Raw genomic sequence first — 24,265 nt, 5'->3', positions numbered from 1 at the left:
GGGGGATGCCGTCCGTGAGCGTGAGGCCGCGGCGGACCTGCGGCACGGCGTCGTCCGCGAGCTCGATGCCGAAGAAGCCCACGCGGGAGGCGTAGCGCTTGGCGAGGGCGTAGACCACGTCGAGGATGCGCTCGCGCGGGACGTGGCAGTCAGCGTTGTCGGGGGCCATGCCGTCGTCCGCGTGCGGGCCGCCGGGATTGATCGCGAGGGCAAAGACCACGTTGAGGCCTATCTCCTCCGCCCACTCGAGCGCCTGGTCCACGAGCTCGATGCAGCCCACGTAGGGCCCGGGCTCCGGTCCCTCGTCACCGTAGACGTACCAGGGTATGGGAAGGCGCACGGCGTTGAAGCCGCGGGCGGCGATCTTGACGAAGTCGTCCCGCGTCACGAACTCCTCGCGGTGGGCGCGCACGAACTCGGCGTAGCGGTCCGGCCCGAGGGCGCTCACGAGGGCGTGCTCGTCCAGGGCGCCCGCCTCGGCAAAGAGTTCGGGAGTGACCCACGACTCAAGCGTGAGCCAGCCCGTCAGATTGACTCCGTGCAGGGGATGGTTGGCCATGGCGCACCTCCGCTCTCTCGCTGTGCCCCTCAGAAAGAGTATAGCCACCGGAGGCGCATATCTCTTGCGCAATAACATCGAGGTGGCGGACGGCAACCGGGCGGCGCCCGGCGGCTAGGGGCCAGCGGGGCGTCAGGTTGCTGCAAGCGCGGCGTCAGGCTGGCGCAGGCGGGGCGGGAGCGCGGCGTCGGCCGGGCGTCAGTCCGCCAGGTACGTGGCGCAGTTGAGAGGCGTCTCGTAGACGTCCACCTGCGAGCACGGCATCCCCTGCGCGCGCAGGCGCTCGCAGAAGTGGCGCGCGAGGTTCTCCGCCGTGGTGCGGAAGGGCAGGACGGTGAGGGAGAAGCCCTCGCCCTCGAGCGCGGCCACGGTCTCGGGCCTGAGCGTCCCCCCCTCCACGAGGAAGGTGTGGTCGAACTCCTCCGCGAGCGCCCGGACCGCGCGCTTGAAGACGCCGAAGTCGCAGACCATGTCGCGCTCCGTGCCGGCGGCGCCGAGCTCGTCCGTGCGCAGGTACGCGACCACGCGCCAGCGGTGCCCGTGGAGGTTCTCGCACTTGCCGTGGTAGTCCGCCAGGAAGTGGGCCGAGTCGAAGCTCGCCTCTGTCTTGAGTCCGTACATGCCTTCCCTCTCTCGCGCGGTCGCGCGGGCCGTTCGTGACCACCATGGTAGCGCGACGGCCACGCCGGGGCGAGGCGGCGCCTGCGGGCGCAGCGTGGTGAGGCGGAGCCGGGGGATAGTATGCCCTCTGCGCCACGTTCTTCTCGCCAACTGCGGCTTTTCGATCGAACGCGGACGGCGGGCATGCTACGGGCGCCCGCGAGCCCCGGCAGCGGCCGCGAGCCCCGACTACGCGGTGAGGTACACCATCGCGATGATCAGGACAAACCCCAGGATGTCCGCGGGCGAGAAGGACGTGCCCAGCCACACGACCGTGGCCACGGTGGCGGTGACGGGCTCGATGGTCCCGAGCAGGCTCGCACGCATGGAGCCGGCGTCCTTCACGCCCTGGAGGTAGAGCGCGTACGCGCCGAAGGTCCCCACCACCACGCAGGCGGCGAGCACCGCCACCGCCACGCCGTCGAGCGCGGGCATGTGCTCCCAGGGCCGGTAGACCGCCGTGAGGATGATGCCGGAGAAGAGGAACGCGAGGCCGTTGACCGTGAAGTTGCCCCACTTTGCCATGGGCGCCGCGGGCAGGATCGAGAGGCAGGCGGCCGCCCCCGCGCAGGCGAGCCCCCAGAAGAGGCCCTGGGGCGGCAGGCTGAGCTGCCCCGGGTTGCCGCCCGTGGCCACGAGGTAGGTCCCGGCGAGCGCCAGGACGACGCCGAGCGCCTCGCGTCGGCGCGGGCGGCGGCGCATCTTGAGGCACACGTAGGCCAGCACGAGCACCATGCCCAGGCTCTGCATGATCGTGGCCGTGGCGGAGTTGGTCCAGTCGATGGCCTCGAGGTAGGCCACCTGGGAGAAGAGGATGGCGCCCAGGCTCACCCCCAGGATGGCCAGGAGGTCGCGCGGGCTTCTCCACACGCCCGCCAGCTGCTCGCGCCCGCGGGACGTGACGGCGGCGGCCGCCAGAAAGAGCCAGCAGGCGGCGAGCTCGCGCAGGCACACGAGCCAGAGCGGGTCGATGGCGTACGTGTCCATGAGCCACTTGGAGACGGTGCCGTTGAGGCCCCAGAACGTGCCTCCCACGAGGGTGGCCATGATGCCGCGCCGGATGCGCCGACGACGCTCGAGGTCCCGCTCGGACGGCGCGCCCCCCTCGGCGCCCGTGCCGCTCTCGACGTTCTTCTCGACCACGAAACCTCCCCCTGCTCGAACGTGCCCGCGATAGCCTACCACCTTCCGGCAAGCGGAGCGAAAGCGCCGAGAAAGAGTTCTTGCCAACAATCCGCCCAAAGAAGGGCCAAATAGTGGCAGAAGCTCTTTCTCGCCGACCGCGCCACGCCTCGCCGCGCGGCGGCGCCCAGCGGAGGGAGGCGGCGGCAGAAACATGCCCGGGCAGGCGACGGGGTAAACTGTCACAGAACTAGTCCGCAAGGAGGAGACCAATGACCCAGCAGAACCGCTTTGCCACCCCCGACCCCGCGCTCGCGGCGGGCACCGTCCACGAGGGCTTCACCGTCATACGCGTGGAGGCGCTCCCCGAGCTCTCCGGCCAGGCGTACCTCATGCGCCACGACGCCACCGGCGCCCGCGCGCTCTGGCTCGCCTGCGCGGACACCAACCGCTCGTTCGCCATCTCCTTCAAGACCCCGCCCGCGGACGACACGGGCGTCTTCCACATCCTGGAGCACTCGGTCCTCTGCGGGTCCGACCGCTACCCCGTGAAGGAGCCCTTCGTCAACCTGCTCAAGACGAGCATGCAGACGTTCCTCAACGCGATGACCTTCCCGGACAAGACCATGTACCCGGTGGCCTCCACCAACGTGGCGGACCTCGAGAACCTCATGGGCGTCTACCTGGACGCCGTGCTCCACCCGGCCATCTACCAACGCCCCCGCATCTTCGAGCAGGAGGGCTGGCACCTGGAGGCCAGCGCCGAGGGCGAGCTCTCCTACAACGGCGTGGTCTTCAACGAGATGAAGGGCGCGCTCTCCGACCCGGACGACGTCCTCTACCAGGAGCTCTCCCGCGCGCTCTTCCCCGACACCTGCTACGGCAAGGAGTCGGGCGGCAACCCGCGCGCGATCCCGCAGCTCACGTACGAGGCCTTCCTGGACACCCACGCGCGCCACTACGCGCTCTCCAACAGCTACACCGTGCTCTACGGGGACCTGGACATAGACCGCGAGCTCGCCTTCATCGACGAGCGCTTCCGCGGGGCCGCCGAGCGCGGTGCAGGCGCGCCCAACGAGCTTGGGCTCCAGGCGCCCGTGAGGCCGGGCCGCCGCGAGGTCACCATGGCCACCGCGCCGAGCAACTCCTCGATCGGCCTCTCCTACGTGCTGGGCACGGCGGCGGACCGCACGCGCGTGCTCGCCGTTGACGTGCTGCTGGACGCCCTCTGCGGCTCCAACGAGGCCCCGCTCAAGCGGCGCGTCCTGGACGCCGGGCTCGCGGACGACTTCTCCGCCATGCTCGTGGACGGCGTGCTCCAGCCCCAGGCGATGTTCGTCCTGCGCGGCCTGCGTGAGGGCGCGGGCGAGAGGTTCCGCGAGCTCGTGGAGGCAACGTGCGCGGAGCTCGCCGAGGGCGGCATCCCGCGCGACAAGCTCGCGGCGGCGCTCGCCCAGGCGGAGTTCAACCTGCGCGAGGGAGACTGGGGCGGCTACCCGGACGGCGTGGCCCTCTCCATGATGGCCATGTCCAGCTGGCTCTACGACGAGGACCGCCCCCTCGACTACCTGCGCTACGAGGACGCCCTCGCCGAGCTCAAGGCCGGCCTCGAGGGGGACTACTTCGAGCGCCTGCTGCGCGAGCTCGTGTGCGAGAGCGCCCACTGCGCCGAGGTCGAGATCGTGCCCGTCGAGGAGGGCGACGCCGCCGAGGAGGAGGCCGAGCTCGCACGCCTGCGCGAGGGCATGACCGAGAAGGACCTCGAGGCCGTGCGCGAGGAGGTCGCCGCGCTGCGCGCGGAGCAGGAGGCGCCGGACGCCCCCGAGGACCTCGCGCGGCTGCCGCGCCTCTCCGTGGCGGACGTGGAGCCGCCCGCGCCGGAGGGCGAGCCCGCGGACGTGGAGGCGCCGCTCCCCTGCATCGCCCACGAGCTGGACACCCACGGCATCGACTACGTCTACCACTACTTTGACCTGCGCCGCCTCGACTTTGCGGACCTCCCCTACGTGGGCGTGCTCACAGACCTCCTGGGCAAGCTCGACACCGACCTCCACGCGGCCTCCGACCTCGACACCCTGGTGGAGACCAACCTCGGCGGGCTCGACTTCTTCACCGAGACCTACGCCCGCGACGCTGACCCCACCTACGCCGCGCCCGCGCTCGTGGTGGGCGCCTCCGCGCTCGGCGAGAAGGTCGGCGCGCTCGCCACGATCCCGCCCGAGGTCTGGGGCAGGACCCGCTTCGACGACCTCGCCCGCATCCGGGACATCCTCACGCAGCGCAGGGTGGCGCTCGAGCAGTACTTTGTGAGCTCGGGCCACACCGCGGCGGCGTCGCGGGCCAACGCGTACTTCTCGTCCGCCGCCGTGGCGTCGAGCGCGATGGCCGGCCTCGAGTACTACCTCTTCCTCCGCGACCTCCTCACCGCGTGGGACGAGCGCTCGCCCGAGCTCCCGGGGCGCCTCTCCGCCCTCGCGGCGCGCGTCTTCACCGCCGACGCCGTGACCGTGAGCTTCACCGGCTCCGCCGAGGACCGCGCGCGCTTCTGGGAGGAGGGCGGCTCGCTCGGGCTCGCGCCGGCGGGAGACGCCGCGCGGCGCCTGGAGGTGCCGGCCCCGACGCCGAGGAACGAGGCCTTCCTCATCCCCTCGGACGTGAGCTACGTGGTCCGCGGCAACGGGAGGAGCGAGGCCGACCACGGGACCATCGGCGCCTGGCAGGTGGCCACGAGGGCCCTCTCCTACGACTACCTCTGGAACGAGGTGCGCGTGAAGGGCGGCGCCTACGGCTGCGGCTTCAGGCGCACGAGCGAGGGGCTGAGCGCCTTCTGGAGCTTCCGCGACCCCGCCGTTGACGCCACGCTCGAGCGCTACGACGGCGCCGCGGCCTGGCTCGCGGCGTGGGACGGCTCGCCCGAGGAGCTCGAGGGCTACGTGGTGGCCACCGTGGCCGCGCACGACGCGCCGGTGAAGCCCCGCCAGATGGCCCGGCGCCAGGACGTGGCGCGCTTCGGCGGCAAGGAGCCCGGCTGGCGCGACGTCGTGCGCGCCCAGGAGCTCGCCACCACGGCCGACGACCTGCGCTCCCTCGCCGCGGCGCTCGCGGACGAGACCGCCGAGCGCGGAATCTGCGTCTTTGGCGGGCGCGACGCCGTCGATGAGTCCGGTGTGCCCTTCGACGCCGTCGTCGAGCTCGTCAGATGATGATGAGGAGGGACGGCCCCCTCGCGTCGCTGCTCGTGACCGCGGGGGTGCTCGCCGCGGCAACGGCCGCGGGGATGCTGCTGCGCGCGGCGGGCCTCCAGGAGGCCACCGTGGTCGTCACCTACGTGCTCGCCGTCATCGGGGTGGCGCTTGCCACCCCGGGCGGCCCGTGGTGCCTCATCGCAGCCGCGCTCTCCGTCCTCTCCTTCAACTTCTTCTTCGCCGCGCCCACGCTCTCGCTCGCCGCGCTCGACCCCGCGATGCCGGGCACCTTTGCGGTGATGTTTGTCGTGGCGCTCGTCGCGGGCCACCTTGCCGCCCGCCTGCGCCTCCAGGCGCGCGAGGCGGAGGCCGCCCGCGCCCGCACGCAGGCGCTGCTCGACCTGAGCGGAAGGCTCCAGGGCTGCCCCGGCCTCGACGCCGTTGTGGGCGTCATGGCGGCCGAGGCGACAGGGCTCGGCCGCTCGCTCGCATGGTACGCCACCCTTCCTGGGGGCGCCTCGCTCGCGCCGCCGCGCACCTACCCGCTCTCGCCCGGAACCAGCGTGGTCGAGGAGCGCGCGGTTGCCGTGCGCGCCCTTGTCAACCGCACCGCGGCGGGTGCCGCGACCTCGTCCTTCTCGTCTGCCTCGGGCCTCTACCTCCCTATCGGAGGCGGCGAGCCGCCCGTCGGCGTGATGGGGCTGGTGCCTGCCGAGGGGGTGGCGGACGACGACCTCGAGCTCTGGCGCTCGGCGTGCGGCCTCGCCGGACTCGCGGCAGATCGCCTGCGTGCGCTCGCCGAGCGCGAGGAGGCCGCCGTGCGCGCCCGCAACGAGCAGACCCGCGCCGACCTGCTCCGCTCCATCTCCCACGACCTGCGCACGCCGCTCACCTCCATCTCGGGCAACGCCGACGTCCTCCTTGCCGCCGGGGACGTCCTCGACTCCGAGCGTCGCAGCACCCTCACGCGCGCCATCCGCGACGACGCCATCTGGCTGCGGGGCACCGTGGAGAACCTCCTCACGGTCACGCGCCTCGAGGACGGCGGCGTCACGCCCCAGGCGGACTGCGAGCTCGTGGACGACCTCGTGGAGGAGGCGCTGCGCCACGTCCCCGCGGACGCGGACCACGAGGTGCGCTTTGATGCGCCCGCGGAGCCCCTGCTGGTCCACGCGGACCCGTCGCTCACGGTGCAGGCGATCGTGAACCTGGTGGCAAACGCGCTTGCGCACACTCCCGCCGGAAGCCACGTCTGCGTCTCTGCCGCGCGCGTGGCGCAGATGGTCGAGATCTGCGTGGCAGACGACGGCCCCGGCATCCCCGATGCCGAGAAGGACCGCGTCTTCGAGGCGTTCCGCACGACCGGGGGCGCCCTTCCCGACGGCACGCGCAGCGTCGGCCTGGGGCTTGCCGTGTGCCGCGCCATCGCCCGCGCCCACGGGGGTACCATTGCGGTGCGCGACCGCGCGCCCCGCGGCTGCGTCTTCGCGCTCTCGCTGCCCGCAGAGGAGGTCCCCCGTGTCTGACCAGCGCCCCGCCCCGCTCATCCTCGTCGTCGAGGACGACCCCGCCATCGCGAGCCTCGTCTCCACCGCGCTCGAGACGCGCGGGTGGGGCCATGCCGTCGCGCAGACGGGAGCCGCCGCCATCGCGTGCGCGGCGGAGCGCTCGCCGAGCGTGATTCTGCTTGACCTGGGGCTGCCCGACATGGACGGCATCGAGGTCGTGCGGCGCGTGCGCACGTGGTCGGAGACGCCCATCATCGTGGTCTCCGCCCGCGGGGAGGACGCCGACAAGATCGGCGCGCTCGACGCCGGCGCGGACGACTACCTCGTGAAGCCCTTCTCGGTGGGGGAGCTGCTCGCGCGCGTGCGCGTGGCGCTGCGGCGCGTTGCCCAGGAGCCGGCCGGCGCCGCCGAGGGGGCCGCCTTCGAGAACGGGGCGCTCTCCATCGACTACGCCTCGGGAATCGTGCGGCTCTCCGGCGAGGAGGTGCACCTCACCCCGATCGAGCACCGGCTGCTTGCCCTTCTTGCCAGAAACGAGGGCAAGGTCCTCACCCACCAGTACCTGCTCGAGCACGCGTGGGGAGAGGGGCAGGTGGGGGACCTCGCGTCGCTTCGCGTGATCATGGCGTCGCTGCGCAAGAAGGTCGGCGCCGGCCTCATCCAGACGCACGTGGGCGTGGGCTACCGCATGGTGCAGGCGGAGTGACCGGCCGCGACGCCGCAACCTGCGGCCTTAATGCGACCTTAATCTCAAGACACCTCTTCTTAACTGCGTCTTTATGCTCAGCGCGTGACGTTTTGTCCAGCTGCCGGACCCACGCCGCGCCCCTCTTCCGCCCTGCCCTACCCTAGCCGCGTACGAGGGCGCGCCGCAGCACGAGGCGCGCCGGGAACACGGGAAGGAGAGGACTATGGACGAGACTCAGACGGCACCCGTTGCCGTCGAGCGCCTCACACCCGACAGGGTCTTCTCGGCACTGGAGACGTCAAGCGCGGGCCTCACGCAGGCCGAGGCCGAGGCGCGCCAGGCCAGGCAGGGCAAGAACCTCATCCAGACCGAGAAGAAGAAGTCCCCGGTGCTGGCGTTTCTGTCAAACTTCACGCACCTCATGGCCATCCTGCTGTGGGCTGCCGGCATCATCGCCTTCGTGGCGGGGCTTCCGGAGCTGGGCGTGGCGGTGTGGCTCGTGAACGTCATCAACGGGTGCTTCAGCTTCTGGCAGGAGTACCGCGCCGGCAAGGCCACCGACGCGCTCAAGAAGATGCTGCCGTCCTACGCGAGCGTCATCCGCGACGGGCAGGAGCAGAAGATCCTGGCGGAGGACCTCGTCCCCGGCGACGTCATGGTGCTTGCCGAGGGCGACAAGATCTCCGCGGACGCCCGCGTGGTGCGCGCCTCGGACCTGCAGGTGAACCAGTCCACGCTCACGGGCGAGTCCAACCCCGTGCGCAAGACGGCCGACGCCGTGCTCGAGGACGACCTCACCCAGGCCGAGACCCCCAACCTCATCTTTGCGGGCACCTCGGTCTCGGAGGGGAACGGCCGCGCCGTGGTCACGCGCATCGGCATGGACACGGAGTTTGGCAAGATCGCCCACCTCACGCAGAACATGGAGGAGGTCCAGAGCCCGCTGCAGCTGCAGCTCAACCGCACCACCAAGCAGATCACCATCTTCGCGGCGTGCATGGGCGTGGGCTTCTTCCTGCTTGACCAGATGTTCGTGGGCAGCGAGTTCGCCGCGGCGTTCATCTTCTCGCTGGGCATGGTGGTGGCCTTCATCCCGGAGGGGCTGCTGCCCACCGTGACGCTCTCGCTTGCCATGGCGGTGCAGCGCATGAGCAAGAGAAACGCGCTCGTGAAGAGGCTCAACTCCGTGGAGACCCTGGGCTCGACCTCGGTCATCTGCACGGACAAGACGGGCACGCTCACGCAGAACGAGATGACCGTGAACCACCTGTGGACCGTGAGCCACGAGTACGAGGTCACCGGCGTCGGATACGCGCCCGTGGGCGAGGTGCGCCTGGGCGAGAAGAGCGTGGACGCCCACATGGACGACGACCTGCGGCTCCTGGTGGCGGGAGGGGCGCTGTGCTCCAACGCGCGGCTGCTGTCGCCCGAGGAGGAGGGCGGGCGCTACACCGTGCTGGGCGACCCAACCGAGGCGTGCCTGCTCGTTGCCGCGCAGAAGGCCGGCATCGAGCCCTCCGAGCAGGAGGCGGCGTGGCCCCGCGTGCGCGAGCTTCCCTTTGAGAGCCGCCGCAAGCGCATGACGACGATTCACCAGCTCTCCGAGCCGCTCGACGGAGCCCGGCGCGTGGCATTTGTGAAGGGCGCCCCCAACGAGGTCGTGCGCCTCTCAACCCGCGTGCGCGCCGACGGCGAGCCCGAGGCCATGACCGACGAGCTCAGAAACAAGATCATGGCGGCCAACGACGCCTACGCCGCCGACGGCCTGCGCGTGCTTGCCGTGGCGTACCGCCCCCTTGCCGCGGACGACCCGAGCGTGCCGCGCTCCATGAGCGAGTACTCGCCCGAGACCATCGAGCGCGACCTCACGTTCGTGGGCCTCGAGGTCATGCAGGACCCGCCGCGCCCGGAGGTCGCCGCGGCCGTGGAGCAGTGCCGCCGCGCCGGCATTCGCGTAATCATGGTCACGGGCGACTACGGCCTCACCGCGGTCTCCATCGCCCGCAAGATCGGCATCGTGCGCGGCGAGCACCCGCGGGTGTTCTCTGGCGTGGAGCTCGAGCGCACGAGCGACGACGAGCTCAAGGAGGCCCTGCGCGGCGAGGTGGTCTTTGCCCGCATGGCGCCCGAGCAGAAGCTGCGCGTGGTGGAGAACCTCCAGCAGATGGGCGAGATCGTGGCCGTCACCGGCGACGGCGTGAACGACTCCCCCGCCCTCAAGAAGGCCGACATCGGCGTCGCGATGGGCATAACGGGCACCGACGTCGCCAAGGAGGCCGCGGACATGGTGCTCACCGACGACAACTTCGCCTCGATCGTGCACGCCATCGAGGAGGGCCGCGCGGTCTACGCCAACATCCGCAAGTTCATGCTCTACATCCTGAACTCCAACATGCCCGAGGCCGTTCCCTCGGCCGTCTACCTGCTCTCGGGGGGCGCCGTACCGCTGCCGCTCACCACGATGCAGATCCTCACGATCGACCTGGGCACCGACATGCTGCCGGCGCTGGGCCTGGGCTGCGAGCCGCCCGAGGACGACGTCATGGACCGCCCGCCGCGCGACCCCAAGGAGCCGCTGCTCACCGGCAGGCTCATGCGCAAGGCCTTCCTCTGGTACGGCCTCATGGGCGGCATCGTCTCCATGGCCGCCTACCTCTTCGCGCAGATCGAGGCCGGCTGGGCACCGGGGCTGGAGATGTTTGGCGTGGGCGCGGACCTCGACCCTGTCTACGTGCGCGCCACGACCATGTGCCTCGCGGCCATCGTGTTTGCCCAGATAGGACAGGTCCTGAACTGCCGCACCGAGACCGCATCGGTCTTCTCGCGAGGGCTCTTCTCCAACCGCCACATCAACGTGGGCATCGTCTTCGAAATCTGCCTTATCGTGTTCATCACGCTCTTCCCGCCGTTCCAGGCGGTCTTCCACACCAGCCCGCTCGGGGTCTGGGACTACGTCTTCCTCTGCTGCCTGCCGCCGCTCGTGCTGGCAGTCGAGGAGGCCCGCAAGGCCCTGTTCCGTCAGATCAGGCGTCGCCGCGCGCCGCGCGCGGTCGCCGAGGGAAGGTAGGTCATCATGAACGTCATCGTTGTGGGCGCCGGCCACATGGGGCGAGGCCTCGCCGAGAGGCTCTGCCGCCAGGGACACGAGGTAACCGTCATCGACCGCGACCCCGAGGAGCTCGAGGCGCTGGGCGAGGACTTTGCCGGGAGGCGCGTGACGGGCGTCGGCTTTGACCGCGACGTCCTCGCGGACGCGGGCATCGACCGCGCGAGCGCCGTCATCGCCTGCACCTCGTCCGACGAGGCCAACATCGTCATCGCCCGCGTGGCGCGCGACACCTACCGCGTCCCCCGCGTCATCGCCCGCCTCTACGACATCAGCAAGGCCGAGGCCTACCGCCGCCTGGGCATCCAGACCATCTCGACCACCGACTGGGGCATCCGCCACGCCTGCGAGTTGCTCACCTACCAGGAGATGGACACGGTCCTAGAGGTGGGCTCCGGGGACGTGCAGCTCGTGCGCAGCGACGTGCCTGCCCTCCTGGAGGGCCGCCCCGTGCGGGAGGTCACGGCCATCGGCGAGGTCGAGGTCGTGGCGGTCTCGCGCAACAACGAGACCTTCATCCCCACGCTGGGGACCGTGCTCGAGCACGGCGACGTGATCTATGCCGCCGTGGCATCGAGCGCCTCGGCCAAGTTCCGCTATATGATCGGCAAGAGCGAGTAGGAGGTCACCATGGACATCATCATAGTTGGCGGCGGCAAGACCGGCACCTACCTCGCGTCTCTGCTCGCCGAGGACGGCTACCGCATCCGCATCATCGAGAGCCGAAAGGACCACGTGGCGCGGCTGCGCGCGCAGTTTGGCGAGCGCGACGTGATCCTGGGCAACGGCGCGGACCCCATCATGCTGGAGCGCGCCGGAATCCTCCACGCAGACGTCGTCGTTGCGGCGACGGGCTCCGACGAGGTCAACCTCGTGGTCTCCACGCTGGCCAAGATGGAGTACAGCGTCGGCCGCGTGGTGGCGCGCGTGAACAACCCGGTCAACGCCTGGATGTTCAACGAGGGCATGGGCGTGGACGTGGGCATCAACCAGGCCGAGCTTCTGGCCCGCTCCGTGCAGGAGGGGCTCGATCTGCGCGACGTCTTCACGATTCTGCGCCTGGGCAAGGACGGCCACGCCGTCGTGCGCGTGGAGGTGCGCCCCGGGTCGCGCGTGGTGGGCGAGGCCCTGCGCGACGTCGAGCTGCCCGGATCGACCATCCTCGTGGCCGTAGACAGGGACGGGGACATCATCGTCCCCAAGGGCGACACACGCTTTGTCGCGGGCGACAAGATCATCGCCTTCACGGACGCCGAGGGGCGCTCGCGCCTGCACCGCGCGTTCGCGTAAGGGCGCACGCCGAGATGATGCGAAGGGGCTGTCCCTTCGCATCACTAGACGAGCAGGTCCTCCAGCCGCAGCTTGGGCACGCAGTGGGTGCCGTCGGCCTCGCGCCAGTACGCGAGGCCGTGCTCGGTGTCGGGCCCCTCCAGGCAGACGCGCTCGCCGCGCCCGCCCACGGCGAGCACGAGCGCGGGGACGAGCCCCTCGGGCAGCGCGAGCTCGGCCGCGAGACCCTCGTCGAAGCTCCTCAGCATGCAGCACCCGAGCCCGCGCGCGCAGGCGGCGAGCGCCATGGTCTGCGCGGCGATGCCAACGTCGATGAGGCGGATGGGGTTGTCGGCCAGGTTGTCGGGAACGCAGATCACCACGTAGCCGTGCGGGCGCTCGCCCTCGGTCGGGCCGTCCCAGTCCTTGTAGAGGGCCGCCCAGCGCAGGTGGCCGAAGACGGCGTCGCACTCGTCCTTCTCGCCCACCACGCGGAAGCGCAGGAGCTGCATGTTGTTGCCGCACGGCGCCAGGCGCGCCGCGTCAACGAGGCCCGTGAGGACGGTGCTCCCCACGCGCTTGTCGCTGAAGCGCCGGTAGGTCCTCGACGCGGCCACCAGGTCCTGGAACTCCATCCCGTTCATGTGACTCCCCTTTCCGGTAGTTAGGCAGTCTGTGAATTGGGGACAGTCCCCAATTTACAGAAGGCCGAGACGGACGCAGGCGTTCCAGACACCGTCCTCGTCTATGTGGTCGGTGACGTAGGTCGCCGCCGCCTTTGCCTCGGCACCTCCGTTGCCCATGGCGACGGAGGTGCCCACCACGCCGAACATGTCGACGTCGTTGCCGCCGTCGCCAAAGGCCACGCACTCCTCGGGCGCGATGCCCAGGGCGTCCAGCAGGATGCGCACGCCCGCGTCCTTCCCGCCCGTGTCCGGCATGACGTCCGCGAAGACGTCGCTCCAGCGGGTCGCCTTGGTGTGGCGCGTGGCGTCGAGGACCACCCGCTCCTCGCCCGGGCCCACCATGACGTTGAGCTGGTAGACGTCGTTCTCGAGCGCCCACGACACGTCGCCGGCCTCGTAGTGGTTGTGCGTGAGGTCCACCATGGCCTGGGCGCGCTCGTCCATCGCGCTCATGTACATGCGGTCGCGCTCCATGAAGAGGCAGGTGTAGAGCCCGGCGCGGACCTGCTCCACCACCGTCTTGACGTCGTCCCTGTCCATGGGGTTGGAGTGGATGACGCGACCGTCTGCCTCGACGAGCTGACCGTTTATGAGCACGGCCCCGCCAAACTCGGAGAGGTCGATCTTCTCCAGCAGGTACGAGGCGCGCCCCGTTGCCAGGAGCGGCACGATCCCCGCCGCCGCGAGCCGGTGGATGGCCTCGCGCGTGGAGGCGGGCTCGCAGTTCTGCGAGAGGCTGAGCGTGGTACCGTCCACGTCAAAGAGGCAGGCGCGCACGCGCGTGGGCGTGGTCCACTCCCCCGGCGTCACGATGCCCGGGACGCGGCCCCTCTCGCCCGTCGCGCCCTTCTCGCCCGTCGCGTTCTTCTCTGCCACGAGCGCCCCCTAGAGCCCGGACGCGGCGATGGCGGCCACGGCCTCGCGCAGGCGCTCCGGCCCCATGACCAGCGCCATGCGCACATAGCCCTCGCCCGAGGGGCCAAAGCTCGCGCCCGGCGTCACGATCACGCCGGCGCGCTCCATGAGCTCGAGCGAGAAGGACACGGAGTCCGTGCGCCCGTGCGGCAGGCGCGCCCAGACGAACATCGAACCGTGCGCGTTGGGGCGCTCCCAGCCTATGGCCTCCAGGCCGTCGCAGAGGGCGTCGCGACGCTCCTGGTAGAGCAGGCGCTGGCGCTCGACGGAGTCGCGCGGGCCCGTGAGCGCGGCGATCGCGGCGTCTTGCTCGGGGTAGAACATGCCAAAGTCCACCTGGCCGCGGAGCTTCCTCGCGGCGGCCACCACGTCCGGGCGGCCCACCAGGAAGGACAGGCGCGCGCCCGTCACGTTGAAGGACTTGGAGAGCGAGAGGAACTCGACGCCCACCTCGAGCGCGCCCGGGTACGAGAGGAACGACCCGCCGGCCTCCCCGTCGAAGACGATGTCCGAGTAGGCGTTGTCGTGGATGACCACGAGGTCGTGCTCGCGGGCGAAGGCGATGGCCTCCTCGTAGACCTCCGGCGTGCCCACCGAGCCCACGGGGTTGGCGGGGAGCGAGAGGATGAGGTACTTGGCCGCGTCCGCCACGTCCGCGGGAACGTCGGCCAGGTGCGGCAGGAAGTCGTGCTCGGCCGTGAGCGGGTAGTAGAACGGCTTGGCCCCGGCGAGCAGCGTCGCGTTCTGGAAGACGGGGTAGCACGGGTCGGGCACGAGGCCCACGTCGCCCGGGTCCGCCAGCGCGGCGCACACGTAGCCCAGGCCCTCCTGGGTGCCGCGGCAGCTCGCCACCATGTCGCGCGTGATGCCGGCCACGCCAAAGCGGCTCTCGTAGTAGCCGCAGACGGCGTCGAGCAGCTCGTCCTTGTCGTGCAGCGAGTACTTCCAGTTGGCCGGGTTCGCCGCGCTCCTGAGCAGCGCGTCCACCACGTGGGCGGGCGGCTCGAAGTCAGGCGTGCCCACCGAGAGGTCAAAGACCTGCCGGCCCGCGGCCTCGAGCTCGCGCCGCTTCACGTTGAGCGCCGCGAACACCTCGTCGCCAAACAGGTCGAGCCGCTTTGAGAAGTCCATGTGCGTCCCCCTTGCATGCCACGCGGCGCGCGGGGCGGCACGCCCCCGCCGCGGTTCTTGTGAGCGACCTCAACTCTACCCCTTGCGGGCGCCGCGCCACCCGCCGAGCCGCTCACGGAAACATCAATGTCAATTTGAGGGAATGCTTTTTCGGACCGCATTTTCCCTACCTGCGGCTATATGGATTATCGACAGCATATCAGCACCTTATCAACAATATCTTGTGTTTTTGTTGACACACGACCACTACCACTTGTGTCATAGTGGTTCTCGCGCACACTATATGGTGTGTGCCGGAACCGCCTTACGAGCAGCTCAGCGCGCCCTTCCGGGCGCTTATTTTACGGGGAGTGAGACAGGCCATGAAGATCATCAAGCGCAACGGCTCGGAGGTCACCTTCGACATCTCCAAAATCGAGAACGCCATCCGCGCCGCCAACGAGGAGGTGCCCCAGAGCGAGCGCCTCACCGAGCGCGAGGTCAAGTTCGCCTCCCTCAACGTCACGGACGAGTGCATGGAGGCCGGCCACACCGTCACGGTGGAGGAGGTCCAGGACCTCGTGGAGGACCAGCTCATGGCCCTCGACCACTTTGAGGTGGCCCGCAAGTACATCATCTACCGCTACGTGCAGAACCAGAAGCGCCACAAGAACACGACGGACGACAAGATCCTCGCGCTCATCGAGTGCAACAACGAGGAGGTCAAGCAGGAGAACTCCAACAAGAACCCCACCGTCGTCTCCGTCCAGCGCGACTACATGGCCGGCGAGGTCTCCAAGGACCTCACCATGCGCGAGCTGCTCCCCGCCGACATCGTGGAGGCCCACAACGAGGGCATCATCCACTTCCACGACTCCGACTACTTCGCGCAGCACATGCACAACTGCGACCTCATCAACCTCGAGGACATGCTGCAGAACGGCACCGTGATCTCCGGCACCCTCATCGAGCGCCCGCACAGCTTCTCCACCGCCTGCAACATCGCCACGCAGATCATCGCCCAGGTGGCCTCCTGCCAGTACGGCGGCCAGTCCATCTCGCTCACGCACCTCGCGCCCTTCGTGGACGTCTCCCGCCAGAAGATCCGCCGCCAGGTGGAGGCCGAGATGGCCGCCATCGACGCCCACCCCGGCGAGGAGAAGATGGCCCAGATCGTCGAGGGGCGCCTGCGCGAGGAGGTCGCCCGCGGCGTGCAGACCATCCAGTACCAGGTGGTCACCCTCATGACCACCAACGGACAGGCCCCCTTCATCACCGTGTTCATGTACCTCAACGAGGCCAAGAACGAGCAGGAGAAGGCCGACCTGGCCATGTGCATCGAGGAGATGCTCAAGCAGCGCTACCAGGGCGTCAAGAACGAGGACGGCGTCTGGATCACCCCCGCCTTCCCCAAGCTCATCTACGTGCTCGAGGAGGACAACGTCCGCGAGGGCACGCCCTACTTCTACCTCACCAAGCTCGCCGCCAAGTGCACGGCCAAGCGCATGGTGCCGGACTACATCTCCGAGAAGAAGATGCGCGAGTACAAGCTCTCCAAGGGCGAGACCGAGGGCAACGGCGACTGCTACACCTGCATGGGCTGCCGCTCCTTCCTCACGCCGGACCGCTCGGGCAACGGCTACGACAACGTGGCCAACGCCGGCAACTACGAGCCGGGCAAGCCCAAGTACTACGGCCGCTTCAACCAGGGCGTCGTGACCATCAACCTCGTTGACGTGGCCCTTTCCGCCAACCGCGACATGGACAAGTTCTGGGAGATCTTCGACGAGCGCCTGGAGCTCTGCCACCGCGGCCTGCGCTGCCGCCACGAGCGCCTGCTCGGCACCACCTCCGACGCCGCGCCGATCCTCTGGCAGTACGGCGCCCTCGCGCGCCTCAAGAAGGGCGAGAAGATCGACAAGCTCCTCTACGGCGGCTACTCCACCATCAGCCTCGGCTACGCCGGCCTCTACGAGTGCGTCAAGGCCATGACCGGCCACAGCCACACGGACAAGGAGGCCACGCCGTTCGCCCTGGCCGTCATGCAGCACATGAACGACAAGTGCGCCGAGTGGAAGGCCGCCGAGAACATCGACTACTCGCTCTACGGCACGCCGATCGAGTCCACCACGTACAAGTTCGCCAAGTGCCTGCAGCGCCGCTTTGGCATCGTCCCGGGCATCACGGACAAGGGCTACATCACCAACAGCTACCACGTCCACGTGACCGAGCCCATCGACGCCTTCACCAAGCTGCGCTTCGAGTCCGAGTTCCAGCGCCTCTCCCCCGGCGGGGCCATCTCCTACGTGGAGGTCCCGGACATGCAGGACAACCTCGAGGCCGTCATCTCCGTCATGCAGTACATCTACGACCACATCATGTACGCCGAGCTCAACACCAAGAGCGACTACTGCCAGGTGTGCGGCTACGACGGCGAGATCCAGATCGTGGAGGACGACGGCAAGCTCGTGTGGGAGTGCCCGCACTGCCACAACCGCGACCAGTCCAAGATGAACGTGGCGAGAAGAACCTGCGGCTACATCGGCACCCAGTTCTGGAACCAGGGCCGCACCGAGGAGATCAAGGACCGCGTGCTGCACCTGTAGGAGCCTTCGCGCGGACCCCAGGCGATGAGGTCCGGCGCTCAGACAGCTTTGCTGCGCAAAGAACTCGCGGCGGACCTCATCGCCTGGGATCCGCCGCGAGTCATCTCAGGGTGCGGCGCGTGGGCCTCGGCCCGGTGGCGGCCCTGCGGTTCTTCTCGGCGTGTCATTACCGGGAAGGGGTATAGTTGGTTGTGCAAGCCCCGTGTGACCGCTGTTCTTCATGTCACCGGGGCATCGTTTTACCTAATCGGTGTGAGGATACGGGGCACACATCGTCAGAGCCCGGAGGCATCCAAATGAACTACGCGAACATCAAGTACTGCGACATCGCAAACGGACCGGGCGTGCGCACCACGCTCTTCGTCTCCGGGTGCCGCCTGCACTGCCCCAACTGCTTCAACGAGGAGGCCTGGGACTTCGAGGCCGGCGAGCCCTTCACCCAGGAGGTGGCCGAGAAGATCATGGACTCGATGGAGGTGCCCTACGTGGGCGGCCTCACCATCCTGGGCGGCGAGCCGATGGAGCCGGAGAACCAGGCCGGGCTCGTGGGCTTTCTCGAGGCGGTGCGCGAGCGCTTTGGGAGCGACAAGTCCATCTGGCTCTTCTCGGGCCACACCTGGGACCAGCTCGCGCCCGGCGGCGCCTGGAACCTGGGGGACGTCACGGACCGGCTGCTGGACACCCTGGACGTCCTCGTGGACGGACCCTTCGTGCAGGACCTCCACGACATCACGCTGCGCTTCCGCGGCTCCTCCAACCAGCGGCTCATCGACGTCCCCGCCACGCTCGAGGCGCCGGGCGACGACGTGGTCTGGTGGGAGGACGATCCGATCTTCTCCACGCACACGATGTAGCGACGGGGCTCGCGTGCGGGAGAGCGACGTTTTTCGGGACGGAAACGTCGCTCTCCCGCACCCCAACGGTTGACGTGCGGCAGAACGACATTCTCGAGCCCGATTGTGTCGCTCAGCCGCACGCCAGCGCGGCTGCGCCCATGACAGTTTGACCTGAGCAAGCTGTCAACCCGTCATCCCTGGTTGTAGAACGCAGGCGAATTGGGCATACTGGCCAGAGAAGAGAGGCGGGCACGCGCCCGGACCGAGGGAGGTGGTTTCCCCATGAGTGACAGTTACAGTCGCACACACGCTACAAGTTGGTCCATGGGAGAGACGCCTGCCGGTCGGGACGGCTGGCGCCGCCGCGCATAGCGCACGCTCAAGAAGCACTCCCACGGGCCGCCACGAGCGGCCCTTTTGTTCCCGGGATTGCGAGGTGGAGCCATGCTGCTGACCACCCTCCTCTCGCGTGCCCTCGCACGCCGCGCCACTGTCACCGCCAACGCGCCCAGGGCGGGCGCCGACTGGCTCCGCCACGTGGCCGCCCTCTCCCCCGACGAGCTCCTCGCGGAGATCGGGACGCGCGCCTCCGGTCTTGCGGAGGACGAGGTCGCGCAGATGCGCGCCTTCTGGGGAGAGAACAGCCTCGGGGGAACCGAGCGCCCGTCGCTCCCGCGGCGCGTGCTCTCCGCGTTCCTCGACCCCTTCACCGGCATCCTCGTGCTCATAGCCATCGTCTCCGTGCTCACGGACTGGGTCTTCGCGCGGCCGGGCGCGCGCGACCTCACCACGCCCGCCATCATCGCCGTCATGGTGGTGGTGTCCGGTACGCTGCGCCTTGTCCAGGACGAGCGGAGCGACAACGCCTCCGCGGCCCTCGCCGAGATGGTCGAGACCACCTGCTGCGTCGAGCGCGCTGGGTCCGGTCGCGTGGAGCTGCCGGTCGACGAGCTCGTCGTGGGCGACGTCGTGCACCTCTCCTCGGGCGACCTCGTCCCGGCGGACCTGCGCCTGATCTTCTCGCGCGACCTCTTTGTGAGCCAGTCCGCGCTCACGGGAGAGTCCGAGAGCGTGGAGAAGCGCCGGGAGCTCGCCGAGGGAGCGGGGGCAGCCGCCAACGTCGCCGTCACCGACCTCGATGACCTCGTCTTCCTGGGCAGCAGCGTTATCTCGGGCGCCGCCACGGGCGTGGTGGTGGCAACGGGCGCCGCAACCCTCATGGGCGAGGCTGCCTCGGGCCTCGCCTCCGCAGAGGGGCGCGGGCGCACGACCGCCTCGGGAGAGGGCGTCGCCCGCACGAGCCGCCTGCTCGTGACCCTCATGCTCGTCATGGTGCCGACGGTGGTCCTCGTGTCCGGCCTCACCAAGGGCAACTGGGTCGACGCCGTGCTCTTCTCGCTCTCCGTGGCCGTGGGGCTCACGCCGGAGATGCTCCCCGTGCTCGTGACGTGCTGCCTCGGCAAGGGCGCGGTCGACCTCTCGCGCGACAGGGTCATCGTGAAGAGGCTCGACGCCGTCTCTGACCTCGGGGCCATCGACGTGCTCTGCTGCGACAAGACGGGGACCCTCACCGAGGACCGCGTGGCCCTCGAGCGCCACCTCGACGTGCGGGGCGCGGAGGACCCGGGCGTGCTTCGCGCCGCCTTCGTGAACAGCTTCTTCGGGACGGGCGTCAAGAACCTCATCGACTCGGCCATCCTGCGCCGGGCGCTCGAGCTCGACCCCTCAGTGGAGGAGCTCTGCGAGCGGTACGACCTCGTCGACGAGCTGCCCTTCGACTTCGAGCGCAGGCGCCTCAGCGTCGTCGTGGGCGACAGGACGGGAGACACGCTCATGATCTGCAAGGGGGCGCTCGAGGAGGTGCTCGACGCCTGCGCGTTCGCCGAGCTCGACGGGCGGACCGTGCCCCTCTCCACGTCGCTGGCAGACGACGTCACCGCCCGCGCCGAGGCCCTTGCGACCCAGGGCATGCGCGTCCTCGGGGTGGCCCTCAGGGAGAACCCGGAGGGCGTCGGCAGGCTCACCGCGGCTGACGAGAAGAACATGACGCTCGTGGGGCTTCTCGCGTTTCTCGACCCGCCCAAGGCGAGCGCGGCCGAGGCGGTGGCGGCACTCGCGGATCACGGCGTCGAGACCAAGGTCCTCACCGGGGACTCCCCGCGCGTGGCGGCACACGTGTGCCGCGCGATCGGCATCCCCGTGGGCGACGTGCTCACGGGCTCCGAGATCGAGGCGCTTGACGATGCGGCGCTCGCACGCCGCCTGAGGGACGTCTCGGTCCTCGCCAAGCTCTCGCCCTCCCAGAAGGCGCGCGTGGTGAGCGCGCTCAGGGGCGAGGGACGCTCCGTGGGCTTCATGGGCGACGGGGTGAACGACGCCGCGGCGATGGCGGCCTCGGACTGCGGCATCTCCGTCGACTCCGCCGTGGACGTGGCCCGCGAGGCGGCCGACCTCATCCTGCTGGAGAAGGACCTTCTCGTGCTCGAGCGCGGAATCGTCTGCGGGCGCCGGACCCTCGCCAACATGACCAAGTACGTGAAGGTGACCGTGAGCTCCAACTTCGGCAACATCTTCTCCGTGCTGGCCGCCTCGCTGCTGCTGCCCTTCCTTCCCATGAGCGCGGTCCAGCTCCTGCTCCTCAACCTGGTGTACGACCTCACCTGCACCGCGATTCCCTGGGACAGCGTCGATGACGAGCTGGTACGCGCCCCGCGCAGGTGGGACAGTGCCTCCATCCGCCGCTTCATGGTTTCCCTGGGCCCCGTGAGCTCGGTCTTCGACCTCCTCACGTTTGCCGCCCTCTTCTTCGTGGTGTGCCCCGGAGCGGCGGGCGGGCCCTGGGGCGCCCTCGACGACGCCGGACGGGCGCTCTTCGTGGCGACGTTTCAGGCGGGCTGGCTCGTCGAGAGCATGTGGACGCAGACGCTGGCGGTCCACCTCGTCCGCACGCAGCGCGCTCCGTTTGTGGAGAGCCGCGCGGCGGCGCCCCTCACAGCGCTCGGCGTCACGGGGGTGGCCCTCGTCACGGCGCTGCCGTTCACGCCGCTTGGCGAGGCGCTCGACCTCGCGCCGCTGCCCCTCCCCTACTTCGCGCTGCTCGCGGGCATCGTGGGACTCTATGCGGCCGTGCTGCTGCTCGCACGCGGGCGCTTCGTCCGTCGCAACGGAACGCTGCTGTAGGGCGCCTGTGTGTGACAATGGGGACAGGGTGAATTGTCATACCTCAAGCGCATGACAATTCACCCTGTCCCCATTGTCATGCGTCACACGAGGAGCCGGACATGACCGTACTCGACACCAGCGTGCCCCACGTCCCCGTGCTCATGGTGCTCGACGACTACGAGCCCGTCGCGGACGTCGAACTGCCGGCGGGCTACCGCTTCGCCGCCTGGGAGCCGCGCTTCTGCGAGCCGTGGGTGCGGCTGCACGTTCTTCTCGGCCAGCTGCCGTCCTACGACGAGGGGCTCGCCTACTTCGAGCGGACCTACGAGTCGGACCCTGCGGCGCTCGAGCGTCAGATGATCCTTGTGGTGGACGAGAAGGACGAGCTCGTCGGCACGAGCTCCCTCTGGCGGGGGGACCACTTTGGGGAGCCGCGCCTGCGCGTGCACTGGGTGGGCGTGAGCCCCGACCACCAGAGGCGGGGCCTCGCCCGCGCGCTCATGCTGGAGACCATCCGCCTCTACGACGAGCTCGTCCCCTCGGGCGAGCCGCCCCTCTACCTCACCACCCAGACGGAGAGCTGGGTTGCCTGCGGCATGTACCTCAAGCTGGGCTTCGTTCCCTACGCTGGCCCCATGCCACCCAGCTTTGACGCGGACCCCGAGACCTTCGAGGAGAAAAACGACGAGGCGTGGGCCATCATCCGCGGCAAGCTCGCCGAGGCACGCCGCTCGCGCTCCTAGAGAAGCCGCTCGCGGATTATTCGCCGGCGGGCGAGAAGGGCGCACGGCCCCTCACCTTGGCCGTCAGCTTCGTGTACGCCTGCATGAAGACAACTCGAGCGCGACTCCTCTAGCCTCCTTCTCACCCGACTGGAGGAGGCAGCATGAGCCCACAGCTCAAGATGGCGCGAGGGACGACGGTGCCCGTTCCCTACTCGCGCATGGACGACGACGATGCAAGGCTGTTCTACACGACGATGAACGCGCTTCTGGTCTACGCCAACGAGCGCTTGGGCATCGTTGACCCCACGACGCTGCGCGAGCGCGAGGGCGCGCCGTGCATGCTCTACGAGCACGGGGGTCAGGTCGCGGACTCCCTCTGGAGAAACCGCGGCCTCGTGGACGACTTCGTGCGCGAGAACCCCCTGCACCTCACGCGGAGGCACCTCGACTGCGCCCGGCCCTGGCGCCACGCCGTTCGTGACATGTTCACGGTGGTGGACGCGGACGCCACGAGCGCGGTCTACATGAACCGGACCCATCTCTTCGTGGTGGGCGCGAGCCAGGACCCGGCGGACAGCCACGTGCACCGCATCCCCTCCCTCATGCTACTCACGCTCCTGCCCTTCAAGGGCGGCATCGTGACGAGCGGCATGACGATCCACCTCTCCCAGGAGCCAGCGCCCTGGGCCGTCCCCCTCATCGCCCAGCAGGCGCGCGAGCTCTCCGAGCGCACGATCATAAGCACCGCCGACCAGCTCGTCTCCTACGGCAGGCGCATCTCCGATGACGAGAACCTCGTGACCCCGCGCTTCCAGAGGGAGGTGGACGAGGCCTTTGCCACGGGCGCGATCGTGTAGGGAGACGCAGCCGCGAAGGCGACACGAGCCTCAGAAGACGTGCTCGGCAAGGCGCCCGAAGGCCTCCTGCACGCGCGCGAGCGGCAGCGCGAGGTTCATGCGGATGTGGCAGGGCCCGTTGAACGCACGGCCGTCCTGCCAGTAGACGCCCACGCGCCAGCCCTCGCGCAGCACCCACTCGATGTCCCGCCCGTTCTTCTCGCACCACTCGGAAAAGTCGAGGAAGAGCATGTAGGTGCCCTGGGGACGGTAGACGCTCACGCCGGGCAGACGGCTCTCGATGAAGTCGCACGCCCAGTCCACGTTGCCGGCGATGACCTGGTTGAGCTCGTCGGCCCAGGCGCGGCCCTCGGGGCCGTAGGCGCCGATCAGCGCGTGCTGGGAGAGGACGTTCATCGAATTGTAGTGCGTCTTCTTGCCCTTGGTGGTCACGCGGTCGCGCAGGTAGTCGCTGTAGATGACGTGGTAGCTTCCGATGAGGCCGGCGAGGTTGAAGGTCTTGCTCGGCGCGTAAAGCGCGATGGTGCGCATGCGCGCGTCCTCGGAGACGGACTGCGTGGGCACGTGCGTGAAGCCGGGGCGCACGATGTCAGACCAGATCTCGTCGGAGATGACCACGCAGTCGTGGGCCGCGTAGAGCTCCATCGCCCGCTCGATCTCCCAGCGCTCCCACACGCGGCCGCACGGGTTGTGCGGGGAGCAGAAGATGGCCACGTGGATGCGCTCCACGGCCAGGCGGCGCTCCATGTCCTCATAGTCCATGCGCCAGATGCCCTCCTCGTCGCGCACGAGCGGCGAGTGGACGATCCTGAAGCCGTTGTCCTCGAGGCTGTGGGTGAAGCCCACGTAGGTGGGGCTGTGCACGAGCACGGGGTCGCCCGGAGCGGCAAAGGAGGTGAGGGCGGAGACCACGCCGCCGAGGAGGCCGTTCTCGTAGCCAATATGGCGGGGCTCGAGGTCGGCCACGCCCTTGCGGTCGCGGTGCCAGTCAATGATTGCCTGGTAATAGGCGTCACTCGCATTGAAGTAGCCGAACGTCGGGTACTTCAGGCGCTCCTGGATGGCGCGCGTGATGGAGGGTGCCACGGGGAAGTTCATGTCCGCGACCCACATGGGAATGGGGTCGAAGCCCTCGTCCGGCGCAGGGTAGCCCGACCCGGGCGCGCCGATGGCGTCGACCGCGATGGCGTCGTGCCCGGCACGGTCGAGAATCGAGGTGAAGTCGTAGGTCATGATTGCCCCTTCCGTCGCGTTTCCACACGCTAGGATAC

At 69.3% G+C, this 24,265-nt stretch carries 17 protein-coding genes and 1 pseudogene; 11 read left to right on the top strand and 7 right to left on the bottom strand.

All coding sequences use genetic code 11. From position 1 onward, the window contains the following. The 3 genes and pseudogenes from B5F79_RS06925 to B5F79_RS06915 all read right to left on the bottom strand — a co-directional run. Positions 1-559, bottom strand: a pseudogene (locus tag B5F79_RS06925) (glycoside hydrolase family 5 protein); the annotation flags it as partial. 198 nt (positions 560-757) lie between these two features. Further along, the gene (locus B5F79_RS06920; protein WP_087219334.1) at positions 758-1,180 is read right to left on the bottom strand and encodes a 6-pyruvoyl trahydropterin synthase family protein; all 423 of its coding nucleotides are present in this window, start codon (positions 1,178-1,180) and stop codon (positions 758-760) included. A 228-nt stretch (positions 1,181-1,408) separates the two neighbouring features. Continuing rightward, positions 1,409-2,362, bottom strand: coding sequence for a DMT family transporter (locus tag B5F79_RS06915; RefSeq protein WP_241147271.1), 954 nt, complete (start codon positions 2,360-2,362; stop codon positions 1,409-1,411). A 251-nt stretch (positions 2,363-2,613) separates the two neighbouring features. Here B5F79_RS06915 and B5F79_RS06910 point away from each other — a divergent pair, with 251 nt between their 5' ends. From B5F79_RS06910 to B5F79_RS06885, 6 genes are all read left to right on the top strand, one after another. Next, positions 2,614-5,544, top strand: coding sequence for an insulinase family protein (locus tag B5F79_RS06910; RefSeq protein WP_087219331.1), 2,931 nt, complete (start codon positions 2,614-2,616; stop codon positions 5,542-5,544). Next, positions 5,541-7,052 carry a sensor histidine kinase gene (locus tag B5F79_RS06905; RefSeq protein ID WP_087219328.1) on the top strand — a complete coding sequence of 504 codons (1,512 nt, stop codon included), beginning with the start codon at positions 5,541-5,543 and terminating at the stop codon, positions 7,050-7,052. The genes B5F79_RS06910 and B5F79_RS06905 overlap by 4 nt, the downstream gene beginning before the upstream one ends. After that, positions 7,045-7,740: a response regulator transcription factor gene (locus tag B5F79_RS06900; RefSeq protein WP_087219325.1), complete on the top strand. Its 696-nt coding sequence runs from the start codon at positions 7,045-7,047 to the stop codon at positions 7,738-7,740. Before B5F79_RS06905 ends, B5F79_RS06900 begins: the two co-directional genes overlap by 8 nt. A gap of 205 nt (positions 7,741-7,945) precedes the next feature. Continuing rightward, positions 7,946-10,789 (top strand): cation-translocating P-type ATPase, encoded by a 2,844-nt coding sequence (locus B5F79_RS06895; RefSeq protein ID WP_087219322.1) that lies wholly within the window; start codon positions 7,946-7,948, stop codon positions 10,787-10,789. A 6-nt stretch (positions 10,790-10,795) separates the two neighbouring features. Then, the gene (locus B5F79_RS06890; protein WP_087219319.1) at positions 10,796-11,449 is read left to right on the top strand and encodes a potassium channel family protein; all 654 of its coding nucleotides are present in this window, start codon (positions 10,796-10,798) and stop codon (positions 11,447-11,449) included. Positions 11,450-11,458: 9 nt separating this feature from the next. Continuing rightward, positions 11,459-12,118, top strand: a complete 660-nt coding sequence (locus B5F79_RS06885) for a potassium channel family protein (RefSeq protein WP_087219313.1) — start codon at positions 11,459-11,461, stop codon at positions 12,116-12,118. Positions 12,119-12,162: 44 nt separating this feature from the next. On the opposite strand, the gene B5F79_RS06880 is transcribed toward B5F79_RS06885, so the two are convergent. From B5F79_RS06880 to B5F79_RS06870, 3 genes are read right to left on the bottom strand one after another with little or no spacing between them, the layout of a single operon-like run. After that, on the bottom strand, positions 12,163-12,741 hold the full coding sequence (locus tag B5F79_RS06880) for a nitroreductase family protein (protein WP_087219309.1): 579 nt from the start codon (positions 12,739-12,741) through the stop codon (positions 12,163-12,165). Between the two features lie 54 nt (positions 12,742-12,795). After that, a complete protein-coding gene (locus B5F79_RS06875) occupies positions 12,796-13,659 on the bottom strand; it encodes a Cof-type HAD-IIB family hydrolase (RefSeq protein ID WP_241147270.1) in 864 nt (287 codons plus the stop codon). Positions 13,660-13,668: 9 nt separating this feature from the next. After that, complete coding sequence (locus tag B5F79_RS06870; protein WP_087219306.1) at positions 13,669-14,829, bottom strand: aminotransferase class I/II-fold pyridoxal phosphate-dependent enzyme; 1,161 nt, start codon at positions 14,827-14,829, stop codon at positions 13,669-13,671. Between the two features lie 362 nt (positions 14,830-15,191). Between B5F79_RS06870 and nrdD the strand changes: the two genes are divergently transcribed. The 5 genes from nrdD (at position 15,192) to B5F79_RS06845 (ending at position 22,994) form a co-directional block, all read left to right on the top strand. Then, complete coding sequence (gene nrdD / locus B5F79_RS06865; RefSeq protein WP_087219303.1) at positions 15,192-17,414, top strand: anaerobic ribonucleoside-triphosphate reductase; 2,223 nt, start codon at positions 15,192-15,194, stop codon at positions 17,412-17,414. 296 nt (positions 17,415-17,710) lie between these two features. Beyond that, the gene (gene nrdG / locus B5F79_RS06860; protein ID WP_087219300.1) at positions 17,711-18,268 is read left to right on the top strand and encodes an anaerobic ribonucleoside-triphosphate reductase activating protein; all 558 of its coding nucleotides are present in this window, start codon (positions 17,711-17,713) and stop codon (positions 18,266-18,268) included. 426 nt (positions 18,269-18,694) lie between these two features. Continuing rightward, positions 18,695-21,430 (top strand): magnesium-translocating P-type ATPase, encoded by a 2,736-nt coding sequence (mgtA, locus tag B5F79_RS06855; RefSeq protein WP_087219297.1) that lies wholly within the window; start codon positions 18,695-18,697, stop codon positions 21,428-21,430. Between the two features lie 101 nt (positions 21,431-21,531). Beyond that, positions 21,532-22,155: a GNAT family N-acetyltransferase gene (locus B5F79_RS06850; protein ID WP_087219294.1), complete on the top strand. Its 624-nt coding sequence runs from the start codon at positions 21,532-21,534 to the stop codon at positions 22,153-22,155. A gap of 143 nt (positions 22,156-22,298) precedes the next feature. After that, positions 22,299-22,994 carry a hypothetical protein gene (locus B5F79_RS06845; protein ID WP_087219291.1) on the top strand — a complete coding sequence of 232 codons (696 nt, stop codon included), beginning with the start codon at positions 22,299-22,301 and terminating at the stop codon, positions 22,992-22,994. A 30-nt stretch (positions 22,995-23,024) separates the two neighbouring features. Here the strand turns inward: B5F79_RS06845 and B5F79_RS06840 are convergent, their stop codons facing one another. Then, positions 23,025-24,227, bottom strand: coding sequence for a MalY/PatB family protein (locus B5F79_RS06840; RefSeq protein ID WP_087219288.1), 1,203 nt, complete (start codon positions 24,225-24,227; stop codon positions 23,025-23,027). Positions 24,228-24,265 lie beyond the last annotated feature (38 nt).

The organism is Olsenella sp. An285 (assembly GCF_002159625.1).
GTDB lineage: Bacteria > Actinomycetota > Coriobacteriia > Coriobacteriales > Atopobiaceae > Thermophilibacter > Thermophilibacter avicola.
The sequence above is the reverse complement of the archived record's forward strand: the minus strand, read 5'-3'. Positions and strand labels throughout refer to the sequence as shown.